This window comes from Chryseobacterium camelliae, assembly GCF_002770595.1.
Taxonomy (GTDB): domain Bacteria; phylum Bacteroidota; class Bacteroidia; order Flavobacteriales; family Weeksellaceae; genus Chryseobacterium; species Chryseobacterium camelliae.
In genome coordinates this window covers 1,983,628-2,005,953 of record NZ_CP022986.1, presented here as the reverse complement: position 1 = coordinate 2,005,953, position 22,326 = coordinate 1,983,628, and the positions used below count along the sequence as shown (strand labels likewise).

At 42.6% G+C, this 22,326-nt stretch carries 20 protein-coding genes; 10 read left to right on the top strand and 10 right to left on the bottom strand.

The window, feature by feature from the left end:
- Positions 1-3 precede the first annotated feature (3 nt).
- Together CGB83_RS09120 and CGB83_RS09115 are read left to right on the top strand one after the other, a co-directional pair.
- Positions 4-390 (top strand): DUF423 domain-containing protein, encoded by a 387-nt coding sequence (locus CGB83_RS09120; RefSeq protein WP_100075518.1) that lies wholly within the window; start codon positions 4-6, stop codon positions 388-390.
- A gap of 125 nt (positions 391-515) precedes the next feature.
- Positions 516-1,793 (top strand): chloride channel protein, encoded by a 1,278-nt coding sequence (locus CGB83_RS09115; protein ID WP_100075517.1) that lies wholly within the window; start codon positions 516-518, stop codon positions 1,791-1,793.
- A gap of 51 nt (positions 1,794-1,844) precedes the next feature.
- Here the strand turns inward: CGB83_RS09115 and CGB83_RS09110 are convergent, their stop codons facing one another.
- From CGB83_RS09110 to CGB83_RS09095, 4 genes are read right to left on the bottom strand one after another with little or no spacing between them, the layout of a single operon-like run.
- Positions 1,845-3,248 carry a TolC family protein gene (locus CGB83_RS09110; protein WP_172954695.1) on the bottom strand — a complete coding sequence of 468 codons (1,404 nt, stop codon included), beginning with the start codon at positions 3,246-3,248 and terminating at the stop codon, positions 1,845-1,847.
- Complete coding sequence (locus CGB83_RS09105; RefSeq protein WP_100075515.1) at positions 3,232-4,545, bottom strand: HlyD family secretion protein; 1,314 nt, start codon at positions 4,543-4,545, stop codon at positions 3,232-3,234. Before CGB83_RS09105 ends, CGB83_RS09110 begins: the two co-directional genes overlap by 17 nt.
- A 10-nt stretch (positions 4,546-4,555) precedes the next feature.
- Positions 4,556-6,220: a peptidase domain-containing ABC transporter gene (locus CGB83_RS09100; RefSeq protein WP_100075514.1), complete on the bottom strand. Its 1,665-nt coding sequence runs from the start codon at positions 6,218-6,220 to the stop codon at positions 4,556-4,558.
- 5 nt (positions 6,221-6,225) lie between these two features.
- On the bottom strand, positions 6,226-6,897 hold the full coding sequence (locus tag CGB83_RS09095; RefSeq protein WP_100075513.1) for a TetR/AcrR family transcriptional regulator: 672 nt from the start codon (positions 6,895-6,897) through the stop codon (positions 6,226-6,228).
- A 324-nt stretch (positions 6,898-7,221) separates the two neighbouring features.
- Here CGB83_RS09095 and sucC point away from each other — a divergent pair, with 324 nt between their 5' ends.
- Complete coding sequence (gene sucC, locus CGB83_RS09090; protein ID WP_100075512.1) at positions 7,222-8,412, top strand: ADP-forming succinate--CoA ligase subunit beta; 1,191 nt, start codon at positions 7,222-7,224, stop codon at positions 8,410-8,412.
- 135 nt (positions 8,413-8,547) lie between these two features.
- On the opposite strand, the gene CGB83_RS09085 is transcribed toward sucC, so the two are convergent.
- Complete coding sequence (locus CGB83_RS09085; protein WP_100075511.1) at positions 8,548-9,432, bottom strand: mechanosensitive ion channel family protein; 885 nt, start codon at positions 9,430-9,432, stop codon at positions 8,548-8,550.
- 91 nt (positions 9,433-9,523) lie between these two features.
- On the opposite strand from CGB83_RS09085, the gene CGB83_RS09080 reads away from it, so the two are divergent.
- Positions 9,524-10,162 (top strand): peroxiredoxin, encoded by a 639-nt coding sequence (locus tag CGB83_RS09080; RefSeq protein ID WP_335621880.1) that lies wholly within the window; start codon positions 9,524-9,526, stop codon positions 10,160-10,162.
- Between the two features lie 103 nt (positions 10,163-10,265).
- On the opposite strand, the gene CGB83_RS09075 is transcribed toward CGB83_RS09080, so the two are convergent.
- From CGB83_RS09075 to CGB83_RS09065, 3 genes are all read right to left on the bottom strand, one after another.
- Positions 10,266-10,856, bottom strand: coding sequence for a hypothetical protein (locus CGB83_RS09075; protein WP_100075509.1), 591 nt, complete (start codon positions 10,854-10,856; stop codon positions 10,266-10,268).
- 128 nt (positions 10,857-10,984) lie between these two features.
- Positions 10,985-11,500, bottom strand: coding sequence for a PepSY domain-containing protein (locus CGB83_RS09070; protein ID WP_100077555.1), 516 nt, complete (start codon positions 11,498-11,500; stop codon positions 10,985-10,987).
- 82 nt (positions 11,501-11,582) lie between these two features.
- Positions 11,583-13,772 (bottom strand): TonB-dependent siderophore receptor, encoded by a 2,190-nt coding sequence (locus CGB83_RS09065; protein ID WP_100075508.1) that lies wholly within the window; start codon positions 13,770-13,772, stop codon positions 11,583-11,585.
- 175 nt (positions 13,773-13,947) lie between these two features.
- Between CGB83_RS09065 and CGB83_RS09060 the strand changes: the two genes are divergently transcribed.
- Positions 13,948-15,012: a Gfo/Idh/MocA family oxidoreductase gene (locus CGB83_RS09060; RefSeq protein WP_100075507.1), complete on the top strand. Its 1,065-nt coding sequence runs from the start codon at positions 13,948-13,950 to the stop codon at positions 15,010-15,012.
- Between the two features lie 32 nt (positions 15,013-15,044).
- Here the strand turns inward: CGB83_RS09060 and CGB83_RS09055 are convergent, their stop codons facing one another.
- Positions 15,045-16,925 carry an ABC-F family ATP-binding cassette domain-containing protein gene (locus tag CGB83_RS09055; RefSeq protein ID WP_100075506.1) on the bottom strand — a complete coding sequence of 627 codons (1,881 nt, stop codon included), beginning with the start codon at positions 16,923-16,925 and terminating at the stop codon, positions 15,045-15,047.
- 110 nt (positions 16,926-17,035) lie between these two features.
- On the opposite strand from CGB83_RS09055, the gene CGB83_RS09050 reads away from it, so the two are divergent.
- On the top strand, positions 17,036-17,356 hold the full coding sequence (locus CGB83_RS09050; RefSeq protein WP_100075505.1) for a hypothetical protein: 321 nt from the start codon (positions 17,036-17,038) through the stop codon (positions 17,354-17,356).
- An 87-nt stretch (positions 17,357-17,443) separates the two neighbouring features.
- Positions 17,444-18,172: a GNAT family N-acetyltransferase gene (locus CGB83_RS09045; RefSeq protein ID WP_157761380.1), complete on the top strand. Its 729-nt coding sequence runs from the start codon at positions 17,444-17,446 to the stop codon at positions 18,170-18,172.
- On the opposite strand, the gene CGB83_RS09040 is transcribed toward CGB83_RS09045, so the two are convergent.
- Positions 18,169-19,032 (bottom strand): glycoside hydrolase family 25 protein, encoded by an 864-nt coding sequence (locus CGB83_RS09040; protein ID WP_100075503.1) that lies wholly within the window; start codon positions 19,030-19,032, stop codon positions 18,169-18,171. The genes CGB83_RS09045 and CGB83_RS09040 overlap by 4 nt on opposite strands.
- 65 nt (positions 19,033-19,097) lie before the next feature.
- Between CGB83_RS09040 and CGB83_RS09035 the strand changes: the two genes are divergently transcribed.
- The 3 genes from CGB83_RS09035 (at position 19,098) to CGB83_RS09025 (ending at position 22,322) form a co-directional block, all read left to right on the top strand.
- Positions 19,098-20,360, top strand: a complete 1,263-nt coding sequence (locus CGB83_RS09035; protein ID WP_100075502.1) for an NAD(P)/FAD-dependent oxidoreductase — start codon at positions 19,098-19,100, stop codon at positions 20,358-20,360.
- The gene (gene trmD, locus CGB83_RS09030; RefSeq protein ID WP_100075501.1) at positions 20,357-21,028 is read left to right on the top strand and encodes a tRNA (guanosine(37)-N1)-methyltransferase TrmD; all 672 of its coding nucleotides are present in this window, start codon (positions 20,357-20,359) and stop codon (positions 21,026-21,028) included. Before CGB83_RS09035 ends, trmD begins: the two co-directional genes overlap by 4 nt.
- A 370-nt stretch (positions 21,029-21,398) precedes the next feature.
- Positions 21,399-22,322 (top strand): endonuclease/exonuclease/phosphatase family protein, encoded by a 924-nt coding sequence (locus CGB83_RS09025; RefSeq protein ID WP_100075500.1) that lies wholly within the window; start codon positions 21,399-21,401, stop codon positions 22,320-22,322.
- Positions 22,323-22,326 lie beyond the last annotated feature (4 nt).

Genomic DNA, 22,326 nt, shown 5'->3' with positions numbered 1-22,326 from the left:
AAAATGAAAACCATTACCTTAGTTTTTGGTGCCGTTTACGGAATGTTATCCGTAATTCTGGGAGCGTTCGGGGCACACGCATTAAAGAAAATCCTTTCCGTGGAAAGGCTGGAAAGTTTTGAAACGGGTGTACGCTACCAGATGTATGCCGCATTCTTTCTGCTGATCGTAGGATACATTCTGAAATTTGAAACGACTTCGGAGAAATGGATTTCCATTCTGATGATTGTCGGAACCATTCTTTTTTCTTTCAGCATCTATTTCCTGAGCTTGCAGGATTACCTGGGAGCGAATCTGAAATTTTTAGGTCCGATTACACCGCTTGGGGGACTGATGATGATCCTGAGCTGGGGAATGCTGATTTTGTATTTCGCAAAAAACAGGATATAATATAGATTTTAGGCCTGTCCTGAATCATAAAGTGAGCCGCATGAGCCTGTCCGCCCTTACATAGTCTGAACTCTGAAAAGGGTTGAACTTTTTCCGGCAGGATATAATTTAAATACCATTCAAAAATGAAAATTAACAGGAGACGCCGTATTATCCGTGCTCTCAATCTTCTGGATCAGCCGATCCGGTTCAATCCGTTTGTATTCAGCCGGACTTTTTTCATGTGGGCCATCACCGGACTGGTAGGAGGGACTATTGCAGGAGGATATTGGATTGTCCTGGAACATTTCACTGAGTTTCTGGCTGAATTCCAGGGATGGATGGTTATTCCTACGATGGCTGTCTGTGGCCTTCTGGCAGGCCTGGTCATCCACTTTATCGGCGATCCGGGGGAAATCCACCTGATCGTCAATAACATCAGGTTCAATAAAGGTAAGCTGGATCCTAAGAACAATCCTTCCATGATCCTTTCATCATTATTCTGCGTGGCATCCGGCGGAAGCCTGGGGCCTGAAGCACCGCTGGTACAGGTAACGGGTTCTACCGGGACATGGCTGGGAAAAATGTTCCGGCTGAAAGGGGAGGAGCTGCGTTCTTTAAGCATTGCCGGAATGGCATCCGGGTTTACAGCTCTTTTCGGGGCGCCGCTCGGAGGAAGCCTTTTTTCTCTGGAAATCCTGCATCATAAACATGCCGTTGAGTATTACAAAGCGATCATCCCGGCATTGGTAGCCAGCTGTTTCAGCTATCTTATGTTTGCCCTGATCATTCATCTCGGAATCGGTGCTACCTGGGACCTGAAAGCCTATCATTATACAGGGGTGTATGATTTTGCCTTTGCGACTGCTTTCGGAATCGTGGGAACTGCATTCGGATGGATTTTTATTTTTGTCGTTAAGTTCTTCAAAAGGATTTTTGAATACAGGAAAATCCCCATTTATATCAAGACCCTGGCCGGCGGAATCATCCTTGGGATTATTGCCTTTTATTTCCCGTTAACCCGGTATTTCGGGCATAATGAAATCAACCAGCTGATCAACGGAGGATACACACTGAATTTTCTGATCATCATTTTGGTGTTCAAAATCATCGCCATCGCCGTTACTGTGACTTCCGGATGGAGAGGCGGTTTCATCATTCCTTTATTCTTTGTGGGAACAACTTTAGGACTCATTATCCACCATGTTTTCCCTGCGGTAGATACAACGTTGGCTATTGTAAGCTGTATGGCAGCCATTAATGCCTGTGTTACCAGAACGCCGATGAGCACAACGATAATCCTGGGAACCCTGACGGGCTTTACTTATTTCGTTCCGATCCTTTTCGCGAGCCTGACCGGATATTTTCTGGCCCCAAAGATTCCGTTTATCGGATCACAATCTGAAAAGTTATCTGAAGAATAGTACGGTACATCATACAATAAAAAATTCAGGCTGATGCCTGAATTTTTCTGTTTAAAACCGGAAGTTTTCCCTCATCCACTTCAGCTTATTATAGCTTTTCAGGAATTTATTGTTCAGTAAAATGAATTTCTCCTGTGCGTCGATCATTTTATTTTCCCTTGAATTGATCAGGAAAAGCGAACTCTCTCCATTGCTGTAGCGTATTTCCTCTGCCTGGAGCAGCCGCTGGTAATTCGTAAGGTTGTTCCTGGCAATATCAATCTGGGAATGGTAGTTCATGATCTCATTTTTATACGTCTGGATTTTTGTTTCGATCTCCCTTTTTTTCACCTGGGTATCCAAGGCATTCTGTTCTATTTTGAGTTTTGCGATCTGGTAATTGGCTTTTGCTTCCCTCTGGAAAAGCGGTATTTCCAGTTTAAGCCCGTACTGGAAGTTGTTGTCGAAAAGCGGAAGGTAGTCTGCCCGGTAATTTTCTTTATTGAAAAAATTATAGGTAAAGTCCAGCTTCGGAAGGAAGCTTTGCCATTTGAGCTTCCTTTCACTTTCCAGGATATTTCCTTTCTGAAAATAATACAGTACAGATAAATGGCGTTCCGGGTTCTGGGTATCCATAGTCTGAACCAGCATTTCAAAATTGCTGAACGCTTCACTGTTCGCGGTGTTGTCAGCAGGGTAGATCATGGCGGTCATATCGTACATCTCCTGATTCTCTTTCCATAGAAACAGCTGAAGGTCCTGCGTGCTTTTAACGAAATTCAGGAAAGCATCCCTTTCCTGAAGCTGGAAACTCTGTAACTGCGACGCTGCTTCTACCGTATCGATGGCCGGCCTCTCACCGAATTCGTATGTCTTTTTCGTTAATTCAAGACGGCTTTTATTAATGGCAACAGCCTTTTGCTGAAGGCGGTAGATCTCAAAATTCTTTACCCATTCCCAATACGTGTTTTCAGCTTCGAGGAGAAGGTCGTTGGTCAGTACTGCCTGTTCTGCTTCTGTCATTGTAAGAGCGTACTTAGCCTGCTCCAGTAAGGCTCTTCTCTTGTCATACAAAAGATTTTTAGCCAGGGGAACAGTGATGCCGAACTGGTACAGTCCGCCTTTTGTATCGCTGTTGTTGATTTTCTCCCCGTCAAGGTAGTTGTAGCTTCCTGTAAGATCAATGCCATACCATGTGGGGATTCCCAGCTCAAGATTTTTCTGCCTGTAATACTGTACGCCGTCAATATTTTTTTCTCCGAGCTTCCCGCCAAGCACAGGATCAAAATTACCTCTGGCCCGTGTGATCTCGGATTTCGCAATTTTGTTCTGAAGCTGATATTTGATCGCAAGCGGATGGTAAGCCTTGACAATGGCAATAAATTCCCGGGCAGAAATCCTGAGCGAATCCTGTGCTGAAAACAGCTGACAGAACAGTAGGGCAAAGAGAATGATGATGCTATTTCTGCTTTTCATTGCTGCCGGCTTTTTCAGTTTTAACTTCATAATAATCCGGAGGGAATCCGTTGATGTTCCTCCACAGCTCATACCATACCGGAACGTCATTGAGAATGGCAATCCCCTGGGCGCCTGTTCCCATTTTAATTTTCGGCGGCCATCTCTTCTCTGTTTTATCTTCAACGACCAGCGCTCTGAAAAGGCCGTTCGTACTGATGTTGCTTTCAACGGCAATTACCTTTCCGGCAAAAATACCGTAGCTGGAATCCGGCCATCCTGAAAATACGATCGCCGGGAACCCGTCAAATACACACATCACCCTTTGCCCTTCCTTGATCAGCGGGAGATCTACAGGTTTGATATAAATTTCTACCGCGTAATCAGTTGTTTTCGGTACAATGGTTCCGATGCTCTCGGCTTCTTTCAGGACTTCGCCGATTCCTGCCTTGTTCAGCTGAACGATCTGTCCGTCCTGGGAAGCTATGATGAAGTACAGGCCCTGGCGGAACTTGTAATTGGCCACCTGGTTTTCAAGTTTGGCAATATCACCTTCGCTGCCTTCAATCTGGCCCATGCTCTGGAACCTTTCTCCTTCCGTTTTGCTGAGTTTTTCAGTGTAGTCCTGAATGACGGCACTCTGTTCAATTCCCGTATTCACGATCTCCTGCCTGGTCTGGGCCACTTTATTTTCAGATGCTGTTTTTTTGGCGATGGCATTCTGGTAGGAAATGCTGCGCTGCTGGAACTGGGTCAGGGAAACCAGGCCTTCATCATACATTTTTTTCTGCCTTGCATACTGGTCTTCCGAAAGCTTCAGTTCATTGGTAGCGGCAGCAAGTTCGGCTTCTTCACCGGCAAGCTTGTTTTTAAGCTGGCTGATCTTAATCTGAAGCTGGTTCAGTTTAAGGTCTTTTCCCGTCGAAAGTGCCTGGAGCTGGCTGTTTGTAGTTCCTACTTTGGCTTCATAATAATCCCGCACGCCTTTTTTAGCTTCTACCTGCTGCTGTGTCCTCTGAACCAGCAACGGATCAAAGTAATCATCTTTGACTTCGGAAAGCTGCAGGATCGTATCTCCCTTTTTCACATAATCCCCGTTTTTCACATACCATTTAATGATCTTCCCGGGAATAGGCGAGTTGAGCTGCTGTGGCCGCTGCTCCTGATACAGGGAAGTAACGGTTCCCATTACCTTGATATTCTGGGTCCATGGAAGGAAAAGGACAACCACTGCTGCCAGAAAGATGAATAGAAACCACCTTTTTACCCGCGATTTTTTGTGGATGTTGTATATTTTATCAAAAGACTGAATTTTCATACCTGTATTTTTAAGATAAACTTTTTATCGTTCCGTTTTCCATATGCAGGTGCAGGTCTGCATAGTGCAGGATATCCGGATTCTGGGAGACAATCACAATCGTTGTCATGTGTTTGATATTCTGCAGGTGTTGCAGCATTTTAAACTTGAATTTTTCATTCATGCCGTCTATAGGATCTTCCAGCAGCAAAAGGTGCTTATTGCCCATAAGTGCCCTGAGCAGAAGGATTTTTTTCTTTGAGCTGAATGAGATTTCAGGATCTGTCTCACTGATTTCCGTCAGGAACCCGCTGGAAAAAAGATTTGAAATATTCTCTGCACCAATCTGCTCGGAAAGGCGGAGGATATCTTCACTGCTGCTGGTTTCATTGCCTAAAAGAATGTTTTCCTGTACAGTGCCCTGAATAATCCTCATGTCTTCAAGGTATACCCCTATTTCTGTTCTCAGCTTGTTTTTATCAATGTTTTTCAGCGGAATTTTATTAAACAGGATGCTTCCGGCCGAAGGTTCATAGAATCCTGCCATCATATTCAGCAGGAGTGACTTTCCGGAGCCCAGTTCACCTGAAATAACCGTAATGCTGTTTTCCCGGATGGTGAAGTTGATATTCTGGAGGATATGGACATGGGCATTGAAATTAAAATCCACATCCTTAAACTCAACCTCTATTCCTTCGCCTTTTTGGGAAAGAATGATTTCTCCGTTTTTTTCTTCTGCCAGTTCAGTTACTTTGGTAAGCTTCGCCAGCGATGCGATGACGTCGTAATAACTCTCCAGGCTGATGATGAGTTTCTCAACAGCTGCCATAATGCTCAGGACGACAATTTCCGTGGCTATAAAAGCGCCGATATTGAGCTTCTGGTTGACCAGTAGATACGTACCGATAACCAGCATGGCCAGTGTGATGATTACTTTGAAAGCAATAATGGTTTTATACTGGATCACCAGAACCCTGAAATGGGAAGTTCGGTGGTCAAGGTATCCCATAACCCTTTCATCCGTACCCTTCAGGTGCTTTTCTGTTTCCGAATTGATTTTGAAGGTCTTTACCGAAGCAGCTACATCCTCGATCCATGAAGCGGTTTCATATTTTTTATCGCTTTCATCAAGGCTGGATTTTATTCCGCTTTCCAGGGTGAAGTTAAAGATGATCACCACGCTCAGTACAACTAATGCCCCAAATGCCAGGAACCACGGATGGTAAAACGAAAGCAGCAGGATCCCGAAAAGGATCTGGATGATCGCTGCCGGAATTTCCAGCAGTATTTTAGATATTCCTTTCTGGAGGTTCTGGGTGTCAAAAAAACGGTTGACCAGTTCCGGCAAATAATATTTCCGGGTGCTGGAAAGATTGACTCGGGGGAGCTTTTCAGCAAAGGCAATAGAAAATTCAACAAAGATCTTCTGCTGGATCTTTTCAATGATCTGCATGACTTTCAGCCTGAAAAAACCAACCAGCCACGTCCCGATGACTACAAAGAAAATGAGGATGTAAATGGATGTTGCCATAGTGGCACCCATCACAAAGCTTACGATGGATTGTATCCCTAGCGGAACGCTGAGCTGCACAAGACCGCTGAGGATAGCATAGAAATAAATATTGGTTACATCCTTTTTTTCTTTGGTGATGTACCTGAAAAGTTTGTATCCCTGTTCCCTGGGTGTTGTTTCCATACAGTTTATATGAGGTTAAAGGTTATATGTCGAAGATAGTTAAGCACATATCTCTGGTGTTCTTTTCGTTCTGCATTGTCCGTGAGTTTCGGAAGGTGTTCACTGAAAAACTGCTGGTCATGAGCTGTCTCCAGCAGGGTACTGGCAAATGAACGCGGATAGGCAAAGTCCGGGCTGGCATCTGAGATAACATCCGCAATAAATCCGCAAAGGCTTTTTAAAGGGTTGAAAACCATCTCTTTATTGATAATGTCTACATCCTTAACATGATAGGATTTGCTGCTTTCTGAAATAACGATATTATGAAGCCTTGACAGGTTGTAATCTTCAATCTGATCATGCGTTTCATCGTTGTGCGTAATGATTTCCAGGATCTTTTCCATTTTCCGGTGCGGATCTTTAAGTTCCAGCAGCCTCTGTTTGGAAATAAATTCTAAGTAAGACCAGTACCAGTTCAGGATATACGTAAGCAACTTATGCTTGGAAGAAAAGTACCTGTAGATCGTCGCTTCCGTAGAACTGATCTTCTGGGACAGTTTTTTAAAGGTAAAATGCTCAAAGCCGATTTCATAGATCAGGTCTATGGCATTTTTTACAATGGATTTACCTATGGCACTGGTTTCAGGGTCCCTTAGGTATAAATGTTCGTTGACTCTAAATTTTACTTGGAATTCCATATCTGTAAGTGACTCATGGAAAATAGCAAAATATATACCAGTTATAATAAAACAATCTTTAAAGATAGTAATACTATTATATTGATTTCTAAATTTCATTGCTTGAAGGATGTAAATGTCCGGGAATAATTCACAGGATAAACTACTGGCTGTGAAATAAATCAGATGTACAATAACAGGTCTGCTCAGTCTTAATGATTTTCAGCAGTCTGTGCTCCATGCTAATGAGTTAAAAGATGAATAAATTCTTTCCTGCCTTATTCATTTTTATTAAATTTGTCAACCTTTAACTATTAAAATAAAATAATAAAATAATAAAATAATATGAATCTTCACGAGTATCAATCAAAAGAGATTTTATCAAAGTATGGAGTAGCGATCCAACGCGGTTTCGTAGCGAATAACGTAGACGAAGCCGTAGCTGCTGCTGAAAAATTGACTGCCGAAACAGGCGCTCAGGGCTGGGTGGTAAAAGCACAGATCCATGCCGGTGGACGAGGTAAAGGCGGTGGTGTAAAGTTTTCCCCGAACATGGACAAGCTGAAGGAAAATGCACAGAACATCATCGGGATGCAGCTGATTACTCCGCAGACTTCTGCTGAAGGTAAAAAAGTGAATTCTGTTTTGGTTGCGGAAGATGTATATTATCCGGGAGAAACTGAAACGAAAGAATTTTACGTTTCTATTCTTTTAGACAGGGCTGAAGGCAAAAATACCGTAGTATACTCTACAGAAGGCGGTATGGACATTGAGCACGTTGCTGAAGTAACCCCTCATCTGATCCACAAAGAAATCATTGATCCTGCTTTGGGTCTTCAGGGTTTCCAGGCCAGAAAAATTGCTTTCAACTTAGGTCTTGAAGGAAATGCTTTCAAAGAATTTACAAAATTCATTACCTCTTTATACAATGCTTATACAGGAATTGATGCCTCTCTGTTTGAAATCAACCCGGTATTGAAGACATCTGATAATAAAATTATCGCGGTAGATGCTAAAGTAACTTTAGATGACAATTCATTATTCCGTCACAAAGACTTAGCTGAGTTGAGAGATACGAGAGAAGAAGACCCAATGGACGTAGAAGCAGGTGAAGCTGGTCTTAACTTCGTGAAACTGGACGGTAACGTTGCCTGTATGGTAAACGGAGCAGGTCTTGCTATGGCTACCATGGATATCATTAAATTATCCGGCGGTAACCCTGCCAACTTCCTGGACGTAGGAGGAACGGCTGATGCCCAGAGAGTACAGACGGCTTTCGGAATTATCCTGAGAGACCCGAACGTAAAGGCAATCCTGATCAATATCTTCGGAGGTATCGTAAGATGTGACAGAGTAGCACAGGGAGTGGTAGATGCTTACAAAGCAATGGGAAGCCTTCCGGTTCCGTTGATCGTAAGACTTCAGGGGACTAATGCCGTTGAAGCTAAAAGGCTGATCGACGAATCAGGTCTGCCGGTACATTCTGCCATTACATTGGAAGAAGCTGCCAATAAAGTAAAAGAAGTTTTAGCATAATTGCTTGACTCATAATATTAAAACCGCCTTTTTTAAAGGCGGTTTTTTTTGGATTGTATTTTGATCTGCGGAAATTGAGGTTTCCTATGATATGCTGTATATAAAGATTTAAAAACAGCTTCACCGTTGCTTTTTCTATTGTTCATCCTTATTCTTGATCAGTGTATCTGTACCATTGATATTAATGCTGGTAGGAGTGACGAGCTGGATGCCGTCTGCATCAAGGCGTTGTTTTATTTTCATATAAGCTTCGCTCTTCACCTGCATCATGTTGGCTCCTACTGCCATCCAGAATTTAGCCTGAAGGTTGAATACTCCTTGTTTTAAATCGGTAAAAATCACTTCGGCAGTATCGTTACGGTCAATATTATTCAGACTTTGAATGACTTCAAGAATACCCTGTTGGGCCTGGGCAAGGTTTTCATCTGCGGGAATGTCAAAATTAAAAATGATCTTCCGCTGCGGAGAAGCTGTAATATTGGAAAACGGGGCATTGAAAATAACCTGATTGGGGATATATACTTTTTTACCATCGTCACTGATAATCTTTGTTGTCAGGAACCCGATTTCCGATACGGTACCTGAATTACCTCCGATAATAACATAATCGCCTACCTTAAACGCTTTGTCAATCCCGATAAGCATCCCGGAAAAAATACTTGAAACAAGATCTTTCAGTGCAACCCCGGCAATCACCCCGGCAACTCCGAGACTTCCGATGAATTTCCATAAAAACCCGCTGAATCCCATGATCTCCAGGGCAATAAAAGTACCCATAACAACAATCAGGAACCTGAAGATACCGATCAGCGTCACCAGTGAACTTTCCCTCTTGCTTTTCGGAAAAAATTTATGAAACAGTTTTACCGCAACCTTGCTGAGGTATTTACTGGCAATCATAAAAAATAAGAACACCAGGATCCCTACCACCAGCTTCGGAGTTACTGCGGCAAATTTCAGGTACCAGTTTTCTAAAACATTGTAAACGACATCAATATAACCTAATCCACTTTTATCCATACGGTAAATATAAGAATAAGCTAGATTTTCAACAAAAATTTTGCCAGTCTCAAAAAGTCTATTAAATTTGTAGACTAACAATAAACAAAATATTATGTCAATAAAACTAGGAGATACCGTACCTGACTTCCAGGCTGAAACATCAGCCGGACCCATCCGTTTTCATGAATTTCTGGGAGATTCCTGGGGAATCCTGTTTTCCCATCCGGCAGATTATACGCCGGTTTGCACTACTGAACTTGGATACACCTCAAAGCTGAAGTCGGAATTTGACAAACGTGATACCAAAGTTATTGCTCTGAGCGTAGATGGAGTAGAGGATCATCAGAATTGGATTAAAGATATTAATGAAACCCAGGAAACCGATGTTCAGTTCCCGATTATTGCCGATAAAGACCGGAAAATTTCGGAACTGTATGATTTCATCCATCCTAATGCATCAGCAACCGCTACTGTTCGTTCGCTGCTGATCATCGATCCGCAGAAAAAAGTAAGGCTGATTATTACCTACCCTGCCTCTACAGGAAGGAACTTTGATGAAATAATCAGGGTGCTGGATTCTCTTCAGTTGGTTGATTCACACAAGATTGCCACCCCTGTCAACTGGAAAGACGGAGACGATGTTATTATTCCGCCTGCCGTAAGTACTGAGGATGCCAAAGCGCTGTTCCCGAAAGGAGTAAAGGAAATTAAACCTTATCTGAGGTATACTCCGCAACCGAATAGATGATTGATTTGATTTTTTATAGTTTAGTTTTAATTGAAAAAGCGCATCGGAATAATTTCCGATGCGCTTTTCTTTTGTGATATATATGTGTATGTGAAGTGAGTGATTATTTTACATCATTGATAACTTCTCTACCCTTTGAAGATGGAAGGTAAATCTGGAAACCAAGTCCGAAAGTAATTCTGTTCGTATATCCACCATTACCGAATCCGGCATTGGCGTCATATTTTACCAAACCTTCAAGACCGATATTAGGCGTAATGAAGTAAGAGTATCCAGGACCGAATCCGAAGTTAAGACCGTTGGAAGAAGAACCTCCTTTAGAGATTGAAGTACCTCCAACACCTAAGTTACCTTCGAAGAACCATCTTCCGTGATTAAGAAGATTGTCTACTCCCTGCTCTCCCGGAGAAAGATAATAACGTCCTAAAGCTCCTACGTTATAAGTAAATGTAGTAGGTGAGTTTTTAGCTCCGCTGAAGCCTAAATCTACGTAACCACCGACAGCTACATTGTCTTCAACAAAATAAGCAGCTTTTGGCTGAATGGCAAAGTTATATCCGCCACCAGTATTCAATCCGAAATTTGCTCCTACTAGGTTACCACCTACCATCCAGTTTCCTTTTTGAATTTGAGCATTCGCAGTAGATGCTAATCCGGCTACCGCAAGTATACCTGTAAAGATTAATTTTTTCATAATTTATAATTTAATAGATAATTTATTATTCTAGGTCTTGGGAAGAACAATAAATGTGCCACAACATTAAAATATGAGATTTGACAGGCATTAACAGGAATCTATCCTGAAATGTTATATTATACTATCTATACAAATAAAAGAATAATGGAGACAATGAGTCCTGCAATAGTGAAAACCATACCGCGCTTAAAAGCTTTGGTTTTAGGATTGAACATCCAGAAACTGGAGATGACAAAAAAGAACAGGGCAATACCGAAAAAGGTATTCAGCGGAGACAGGGCGTCCTTAGACTGGGATTTGTGAAGCTTGGTCATCTTATCCAGGACAAAAGGCAGTTCTTTTTTATCGTACTGAGCCTGGCCGGTCTCTGAATTATAGGTTCCCTGCTTAAAATATAGAATGCCGTTTTCCGTTTTCTCAATCTCCAGGTTTTTTATTTTGAGTTCCTTGCCGAGTTCTTTTTCCGACAGGTTTTTTCCGACTGCTTTATCATAATGTTTTTCCTTTTTCAGTAAATCGGTGTCCCGGTACACCAGCAGAACACCACTGATGGCATATACAGCCATGATGCCTGCCAGAAAATAACCCAGGTAACGGTGGGTAACACGCATAAAGCTTCTCGTGTCTTTGATCTTATCCATATATGAAATTTTTGTTTTTTTAATGAGCAGGTGGAAGAAACCTACGCTTCTTCCACCTGGCAAAATTAGTGTTATTTAACGATCAGAGTTTATAGTTGAGCGTGAAATAAACGTTTCTCGGCATAATAGGATTAACGGAATAGTTCTCGTGAACATTATAGTTCACCACATCAAACAGGTTACCCAGTTTTCCCTGGACCATGAATTTATTCCACTGATATCCTAAGCTCAGATCTATGGTGGTAAATCCGCCAACATCAATCATCCTGGTTACCTGTGACTGACCTTTTACATCATTCCATCCTGCTTTCCGGTCTCCGGTATAAAATGCAGTAGCACCGATGACCAGGCCTTTCGCAAATTCAGTGAAGGTATAAAATGCTGAGGCATTGGCTGTGAAAGCAGGCGTCCTTACCAGTCTCTGGTCTTCCACAAAACCGTCATTCGGTGTTTTCGTATAAACAGCATTGTTATAAGATACCCCACCGATTAATGACAGGTTTTTCGTCGGATTCCCGGTAAGGTCCAGCTCCGCTCCGCGGCTCCTCACTGCCCCGGCATATATCCTTAGGGTAGTATCCCCGGTAGGATTGTTGATGGGCTGCGTATATGTATTGTTGTTATTGATCTGGTATACGGAAAGGTTTACAGCGACAGCATTGTTCCAGAAGTTCTTCTTAATTCCGAGTTCATATTGATCTACGATAGAAGGATCCAGGGCTCCTCTGGTGTAAAAGTCAAATCCGGCATTAGGGACAAATGAGTTCGTATAGGTTGCAAATACAGAGAGGTTCTCATTCGGGTTGTAAACCAGTCCAACCTTAGGTGAGAATGCATGGTTTTTGGTCTCGGCACTCACGGCAGGAATTTTGGTCCCCGGGATAAATACATTATCACTGGATTCGCCGTTCGTCAGATAAGAATAACGGATTCCCGCAAGTAATTTGATGGATTTGGTCAGTTCAACAAAATCCTGAAGGTAGATCCCAAAGCGTTTGGTAGGAATTCTTCTCCTGTATGACCTGTCAGCAGCAGGCATAGTAACTTCGTTGGTCCAGGTAGCAGGGTTGTTGAGATATAATGTTCCGAAGTCTCCGGAGCTGATGGCATAGGTATAATTGTCGGCCTGGCTGTAATCTCCGTCTGTGCCCACCAAAAGCTTATGGTTTACCTTTCCGGTTTTGAATTCCCCGTTGAGGTTTACCTGAAGTGAAGTATAATTCTGTTCGTTGTACGTTCTTCCTACACTTCTTTTCCAGCTTGGATTCAGGTTGTTTTTGGAAGAGTCGTAGTTCCACTGTATCCTTTCCGTAGAAAAATAATCTTTAGTATAGTTCTGGTAGGAAGCTACAGCATTTAACGTCCAGCTGTTGCTGAATTTATGGTTGAGGATAACATCCGTAGTAGCTTGTTTATTGGTCTGATACTGCCAGTTGGCGCCCAGGAACTGTTTTCTGTTGATTTCTGTAGCCAGCCTGGAAATGCCGGTTGCACCATCCACAACGCTTCCGATACCGAAATCCGGCGTAAACTGATGCTGAAGGTAATCTCCTTCTACGATAAGCTGTGTATTTTCACCAATATTAAATACAAAGGAAGGATTAAAGTAATGCTTCTTAGACTGTACCACATCCCTGAAACTTTCTGCATATTCATAAGTCCCGTTCATTCTGAAAGCAACGCTTTTACTTAGAGGACCGTAAACATCTACGGTAGGTTTGTATGCATTCCAGCTTCCGGCGCTGAATCCCAGGGTACCACCAAACTCAAACCTCGGCTTTTTGGTAATCAGGTTCACAATCCCGCCGGGTCCCACATTTCCGTACAGCATCGCATTGGCTCCTTTCAGCACTTCCACTCTTTCAAGGCTGGTTACTTCAGGGAAAACACCACTGTTGACTCTGGCTCCGTTCTTGAAGATATTATCATTGGCAAACGTGAATCCGCGTCCCCCGAAGCTGTCTTGTGAACCTCCTCTAGAAGACGTAAGATAAATTCCGTTTACATTTTTTATCACATCACTCAGCTGTCTTGCCTGTTGCTGCTCAATAATCTCGTGGGTAACAATGGAGATCGGCTGAGGGTTTTCCATCACCGTAAGATTCGATTTTGTAGATAAAGGCCGGGCTTTATTCGGATTTCCGGTTTTATGAAGGTTAACGTCTTCAATAGTCTGGATCCTGACCGTATCCGTAACGGGAGCATACTTCATCTGTGAGTATGCTGCTGAAGACAGGACAAGAAATCCTAAGGTGATAATTGTTTTATTCATAGCTTATTTAGAGTAGTTTTAAATAATGCGCAAATGTAAAAAATTCAGAGATTTTATTTAGAATGGTTAAAAATAAAAACCATGATTTTTGTCATGCCTGAATTTCCGCATCGATGAAATGCACTAAAAGCTTCTGAAGACGAAAGTTTATGATATATTTGTTAAAAATTATAGTATGCAATTGGTAAAAACAGGTCTTTGTGCCTTTGGAATGAGCGGTAAAGTTTTTCATGCTCCTTTTCTGAAAGAGCATCCCGGATTTTTTCTGTCTGCTATCGTAGAACGGACTAAGAATGATTCTGCGGAACAATATCCGGATGCTACCATTTACCGTTCTGTAGAAGAAATGCTGGAACAGTCGGATGTTGAACTTGTTGTCATCAATACGCCTGTGCAGACCCATTTTGAATATGCAAAAAAAGCACTGGAAGCAGGCAAACATATCATTGTTGAAAAACCTTTTACAGTCAATGATTCAGAAGCGCAGCAGCTGGTGGATCTGGCGGAGGAAAAAGGACTTTTTATAAGTGTATACCAAAACCGGAGGTTCGACCGTGATTATCTTCAGGTTCAGAAGGTGATCAGCGAACAAAAGCTGGGCAATATCCGTGAAGCGGAGATCCGTTTTGACCGGTTCCGTACAGACCCGAGCGGAAAGCAGCATAAAGAAAGCCCGGAGCAGACCGGTTCAGGTGCGCTGCATGATCTGGGTGCGCATCTTATTGATCAGGCAGTGCAGTATTTCGGAATGCCGGACCGGATCTTTGCCGATGTATTCTCCATGAAGGGCGAAGCCTATGCCAACGATTATTTTGAGCTGATTCTTTTTTATTCTGACAGGCTCAGGGTACGTTTAAAATCTTCCGTATTCAGTAAGGAAGCCCATTATGCTTATATCATTCACGGTGACCGGGGAAGTTTTCTTCAGGAAAGGTCCGATGACCAGGAAAATGAGCTTACCGCCGGCGCAATTCCTGAGTATGGGACTTTATGGACACAACCTTTACAGCAGGCCGATGGAATTTTAAATTATAGTAGTGAATCTGGCACAACCGAAAGGCTTCTTACCTTCAGCGAGCCCGGTAACTACATGAATTATTACCAGCAGATTTACGAATATATGGTCTTCGGATATGCGCTTCCTTCACAGGGCATAGAGGTTCTGCAAAACATGAGGATCATAGACGCGGCACTCGAAAGTGCGCGGGAAGGGAAAATCGTTGATGTGGTTAGAAGTTAAAAGTATGAGCGAACTTAAATATCTGTAACCGGTTAAATTTCCTGAAGCTCCAGCCAGCGCATTTCATAGCCGTCCAGTTTTTCAGAAAGAGCTTTCAGTTCGTCAGAAAGCTTTGAGATTTTCTCATAATCCGATTCGTTATTGAGCTGCTCGAGGATCTTAGCGCGCTGCTGCTCCAGCTGCGGCATTTCCTTTTCTATGGTTTCCAGCTCATGCTGTTCTTTAAAAGTGAGTTTTCTCTTTTTAGGAGCAGCGGTATCCTGTACCGGAATCTGTTGCTTTACCGGCTCCGGCTTTGCAGCCGTTTTTTCTGATGCTCCTTCCCGGCTTTTGGCTTCCCGGTATTCTGAGAAATTTCCTGAAAAATCTTTGATCTTTCCATTGCCTTCAAACGCCAGGATATGGTCTACAATCCTGTCCATGAAATACCTGTCGTGGGAAACAATGATCAGGGAGCCCTGAAACTGTTGCAGGAAATTTTCCAGGACCGTTAAAGTAGGAAGGTCGAGGTCATTGGTCGGCTCGTCAAAAATCAGGAAGTTAGGATTCTGGTACAGGATGTACATCAGGTGCAGCCTTCTCTTTTCGCCACCGGAAAGTTTTGAAATGGGAGCGTACTGCGTCTGGTCATCAAAAAGGAACAGCCTCAGGAACTGTGATGCGGAAAGGCTCTTGCCGTTGGCTAAAGGATAATATTCCGCGACTTCCTTGATGAAGTCAATGACCCGCTCATCTTCTTTATAGGTAAGCCCTTTTTGGGAAAAGTAACCGAAAGATATCGTTTCTCCGGTCTCAATAGTTCCTGCATCAGCCTTTTCAAAACCCTGGATGATATTGAGGAGTGTGGATTTTCCGGCTCCGTTTTTCCCGATGATGCCTACTTTTTCGCCCCGCTGGAACTGGTAACTGAAATCTTTCAGCAATACTTTATCCCCAAAGCTTTTATCAATGTGATGAAGCTCGAGAATCTTGCTGCCCAGACGTTTCATTTCAAAATCCAGCTCCAGGCCCTGTTTGCGGGTGTCTGTCTTGGCTACTTTTTCAGTTTCGTAAAAGGAATCGATCCGGCTTTTGGATTTGGTGGTCCGGGCTTTAGGCTGCCGGCGCATCCATTCGAGTTCTTTCCTGTACAGGTTATTGGCCTTGTCAATCGTTGCATTAAGGTTATCCTCACGGATCATCTTATTCTCCAGGTAGGTGGCATAGGCGCCATTATGTACATACAGGTTTCCGTCTTCCATTTCCCAGATGATGTCGCAGACGCTGTCCAGGAAGTACCGGTCGTGGGTAACCAGCAGCAGGGTGATTTTCGCTTTGTTCAGGTAATTTTCCAGCCATTCCACCATTTCCACATCCAGGTGGTTGGTAGGTTCATCCATGATCAGAAGGGTATGGCGGTGTTCCGCTCTGGTTTCTGTAAGAAGTTTTGCCAGTGCCACTCTTTTGATCTGCCCGCCCGAAAGCGTCCCCATTGTAGCCTGCAGATCGGTAATCTTAAGCTGAGAAAGAATCTGTTTCATTTCATTCTCCAGGTCCCAGGCTTTATGCACTTCCATATCGGCAAGGGCTTTTTCAATGAAATCCTGGTCAGTAGAATGGAGCGACTGATGATAATTTTTAAGTGCTTTGATGGGCGGGGAGTCCAGCGTCATCATAAATTCATCTACCGTAAGTTCAGGAGCATAGTCAATTTCCTGGTCGAAAAGCACCACCTGGATATCTTTATTGATGTTCACCGTTCCACTGTCTGCAATTTCCTTTCCCATCAGGATTTTCAGCAGCGTGGATTTCCCGCTTCCGTTTTTAGCAACAATGGCAATTTTATCGCCTTCATTGATGTTAAAAGAGATATGTTCGAATAAAACTTTTATTCCGTAAGATTTGGTCAGGTTTTCAGCAGCAACGTAATGCATTTCCGTAAAGATTTCGTAGCGCGAAAATACAAAATATTAAAGTCCGGTGCAGATAAATAATCGGCAGGTATTTTTTTACCCGGATTTAATTTAATATTGCATCCTGATATATGCTTCGTCAACTCAAAATCTACCGGAAAGCTGCTGAGCTTCCTGAAAGCTGGAACAGTACGGTAGGCACCCAAAACATTCTGCTTACCCGGGAGTATTTTTCGGCGCTTGAAGATTCTGTACCCGATAATATGAACTGCTGCTTTGCAGGATTTTTCCTGAATGGTGAACTGATCGGGGGAGTGCTGTTTCAGTACCTTGATTTCCGGCGGCATTCCACATTTCGGAAGGATGAGATTTCATACAGCATCAGAAATTTCTTAACCAGGAAATTCAGCAGGAATGTAATGATCCTGGGAAATAATATGCTGACCGGCTAGAATGGGTTTCATTTTGATCTTTCCCGAATATCTGTAGATGAAGCCGTTTCATGGCTCATAGAAGCCGTTCATAGCATACAAAAATTGGTGGGAAGAACATCTGTTGTTATTTTCAAGGATTACCGGCCGGATTTTGCTGCCTTTTTTAACCAGGAAAGCTACCGGCGTTACCATCGTTTTTCTGTGCAGCCTAATATGATATTACACTTACGATCGGATTGGAGGAGTTTCGGGGATTATCTGAATGACTTTTCCAAAAAATACAGGGCAAGGGCGAAAACAGCAAGAAAGAAGCTTGAAGGGATACATGCGGAGGAGCTGGACCTTCAGCAGATCAGAAATCTTCGGACCCGGATCATTGAACTGTATCATTATGTTGCTGAAAATGCTCCTTTCAATACATTCTTTCTGGCTGACCATCATTTTGAAAGCATGAAAGAGCACCTGGCGGATAACTTCAGGATATTCGGATACTTTTCAGGCGATGAACTGATTGGGTTCTATACCCTGATTCTCAATCACGGAGATATTGATACCTATTTCTTAGGCTATGACAAGGAACTCCAGAAATCCAGGCAGCTGTACCTGAATATGCTGCTTGATATGGTTGAATTCGGGATCCGTCAGCACTGTAAAAGGATTATTTTCGGAAGAACTGCATTGGAGATCAAATCAACGATTGGCGCAGTGCCGGTAGAGATTGTCGGGCTGATCCGGCATAACCATCCGCTTGTCAACCTGTTTATGAAAAAGGCATTTTCTTCTGTAAGCCCGAAGATGGAATGGATACAGCGGAACCCCTTTAAAGATGATTAATCCAAAGTAAGGCCTTTCAGAGACCAGGTGCTGCCGTTATAGATATTCAGATCAACTTTGGTGTTGATACCGTATACGATTCCGTTTTCCGTAAACTGCCAGAAATTCCAGTCTGCATCCGGAGATGGGGCAGGAACGTCATTGTAATTGGCCAGCCAGAGCGGATAACCGTCAAACTCGCCTTTCAGGAAGTCTTTGTAGTAATGGTAATACGTGTAAAGAATAGGTTTTTGCCCGTATGTTTCTTCCACGATCTTACACCACACTTTTAAATCTTTAACCAGTTTCTCACGGGTTTTCCGCCTCGGGATCTTTTCTATATCCAGGATAGGAGGCAGGTCTCCGCTTTCCAGTTTTACATTATCCAGGAAATTATTGGCCTGGATTACTGGATCTTCATCTGCCCGGTAAAAATGATATGCCCCGCGGATCAGCTGATGTTTTTTAGCCTGTTCCCAGAATTCGTCAAAATGCCTGTCTGCGCTCCGGTTTCCCATCGTAGCCCTCATAACGACAAATTCCAGCGGAATAGTTCTGTTACCGATGCTCAGGCTGTCCCACTGGATGTCTTCTTTATTCTGGTAATGGGAAATATCGAAGCCATAGGTTTTATCCAGGTTATCCGTGATGATCCTCTGGATCCGCATAGATTCTGTTTCCGTGTTATGCAGCTTCCTGTGGGTGAATTTGTTAAAGTAGAGCGCGTAGTAGTAGCTTACCGAATGTTTAAGGTAAAATCCTGTTCCGATCAGGGTTACAATCAGCACAGCCAAAACTGCTCCGCGGCGGAACAAATAATTCTTCCGTCTGGCCTTATATCTTTTTCCGGCAGTGTTTTTGAAGGACTTTTTCCTGGGCATAAAGTTTTACAAAACTAATTGTTTCACCAGTAAAATGCTAAATAAAATCAGTAAATTTGTCTGCTATGGAAACACGCGAAAAAATCATCATTATCGGAGGAGGATTTGCGGGACTGCAACTTGCAAAAAAGCTTAATAACAAGAACAAAAAAGTGATCATCCTGGACCGGGTGAACCATCATATGTTCCAGCCGCTCTTTTACCAGGTTGCCTGCGGAAGGATAGAACCATCCAACATTTCCTTTCCCTTCAGGAAGATTTTTCAGCGTTCCAGGAATACCCAGTTCCGCCTTACCGAAGTCAAGGAGATAGATACTGCCCATAACAAGGTGATCACCGACGAAGCGGAATTCAGCTATGACAAAGTGATCATCGCTACCGGCTGTAAGACGAATTTTTTCGGTAACCGTGATATGGAAAACAGGGCTTTCGGGATGAAGAATACTCAGGAAGCCATCAGCATCAGAAACCATGTACTCATGACTTTCGAAAAGCTGATCCTTGAGAAAAGCCGCAGCGATGACGGAAACTGGAATATCGTGATTGTCGGCAGCGGGCCCACCGGTGTTGAACTTGCCGGTGCCTTTGCAGAAATGAAAAAGGAAATCCTTCCGAGAGACTATCCTTATATGAATTTTGATCATCTGGCTATTATCCTCGTAAGTTCCACAGAAAAACCTTTGGCCGTAATGAGCCAGGAAGCCCAGGATAAATCTGAACAATATCTTAAAGAATTAGGCGTAACCTTTCTGAGAGGGGAATATGTGACAGACTATGACGGCGACAAGGTGATCATGAAAAGCGGAAAGGAAATTCCTTCCAATAATGTCATCTGGGCAGCGGGTGTTACCGGGAATGTGGTCGACGGATTCCCTCTGGATAAGCTGGTTAAAAACAGATATATCGTAGACCGCTTCAATAAAGTGCAGGGATATGATAACATCTACGCTGTAGGAGATATTGCGTATATGGAAACGCCTAAGTATCCGCAGGGCCATCCTCAGGTCGCCAATGTAGCCATTACGCAGGCAAAAAACCTTGGCAAAAACCTGTTGCGAAAAAGCAGGAATGAATGGAGCGAGTATGAATACGAAGACAAAGGCTCCCTGGCAACAATCGGTAAGCATAGGGCAGTGGTTGACCTTCCGTTCATTAAGTTCCAGGGATTGCTGGCCTGGTATTTCTGGATGTTCTTACACCTGATGCTTATTTTGAGCGTAAGAAACAAGCTTGCCATTTTCTTCAACTGGATGTGGAGCTATTTCAATAAGGATTCATCCCTGAGGCTGATTATTTTACCGAATAAGAAAAACGAAACGTTACAATGAGAATTGATATTATAAGTGTACTGCCGGAACTTATGGAAAGCCCTTTCAGGACTTCTATTTTGAAAAGAGCAATGGATAAAGGCCTGGCAGAAGTACATTTCCATAACCTGAGAGAATGGGCGGTCAATAAGCACAAGCAGATTGATGATGAGCCGTACGGAGGTGGTGCCGGAATGGTGATGATGGTGGAGCCGCTGGACAAATGCATCTCAGAACTCAAGTCCCAAAGAGGATATGATGAAGTGATTTACCTGACGCCTGACGGACTGACACTCAACCAGAAAATAGCCAATTCTTTGTCTATAAAAAACAACCTGATATTTATCTGCGGGCATTATAAAGGAATAGACCAGCGGGTAAGGGACCTGCATGTGACCAAAGAGATTTCAATAGGAGATTATGTGCTTACCGGAGGTGAGCTGGCTGCCTGTGTACTGGCAGATGCCATAATCCGCCTGCTGCCCGGTGTGCTGAATGATGAGCAGAGTGCACTCACAGACAGCTTTCAGGATGATCTCTTGTCACCGCCTATCTATACGCGGCCTGAAGTATACAAAGGCCTTGAAGTTCCTAAAATCCTGCTGAGCGGCAATTTTCCGAAGATAGAAGAATGGAGGCACGATGAGGCCGTACGGATTACCAAAGAAAAGCGTCCTGATTTATTATAGAAACAACCCCGTTGCATTAATCAACGGGGTTTTTTTATTTTGTTAAGATTAAATTTTTAATTTAAGAATAATAATCGGGTTTGTGTAATAAATATGCGAATTTTAACTGTTTTCTTAATGTAAAAATAGATTATTATTCTAAAAAAGTATGTATTTGCATGCTTTTTTAATTTTTAATGATCTCAAAATGCAGCTCTGTAATAAATGAAATGAATTTTAATTTTAATTTTAATTGATTTTATTCATTGATATTGTATTTAAAACATATAAATTTAATATCAATATCTTAGAGATTAATGAAATATATTAGAAAAAAAATAATAAATTTACATTCTGAAAATTAAGTGTACGATTTAAGACATGCGTATTAATGCAGCTGTTCTCTTTTTATAATGTAGAAAACTTATTTCTGCCTGATCCAAAACCTGTTCATCCGACTGATCCTACTGCATCAGGATTAAGAAACTGGGATGAAAGGAAATATAAGAACAAGCTTTTTAGAATTGCACACGTTTTTCAGATGATGCAGGAAAATTATGGCGAACTGCCCTTTATCGCTGCCCTGTCGGAAGTGTCCGGCAGAAAGGTTTTAGAAGATCTGGTTGCACTGCAGCCTTTCGATAACCGGTACGGGATTGTACATTACAATTCTAAAGATGAGCGGAAAGTGGATGTAGCCATGCTGTATAATAAACTCAAAGTAGAAGTAATAGATTCTGAAGCTATTACCTTCTTTTTTGAAATAAAAAACAAAAACACAGAAAATTACGACACAACGAGGGATGTTCTTTACTGCAAAGTAAAATATGAAGATGAACTGATCAATGTTTTTATTGTGCATCTCCCTTCACAGAGAGAGAAAGATATCAACAAGCCTAAAAGGAATATTATTCTGAATGAAGTCTGTAACAGGATTTCAGGCCGGATAAATGAAGGGGAAAAGGTGATTTTGTGTGGTGATTTTAACGAAAACCCGGATGATGAAAATTTAGTTAAGGTTCTCAATGACAACAGCGGTAAAGAAATGCTGATCAATCCTTTTCAGGAGCTGTTTTACAAAAGAAATTATTCTACTTTTCATTATAAATCTGGATTGCTGTTTGATCAGATCATTCTGTCGAAAGCTTTTTTTGACGAACAGGGTCTGTCTTTTCAGGGTGCTGAGGTATTCAGGCCCGAGAAAATCAGCAGCCGGGACAAAAGGTTTCAGGGGAGACCTTTCCGGACGTATGCCGGTACCCGGTATCTGGGAGGATACAGTGATCATTTTCCGGTTTTTGTAACATTCAAATAAAATG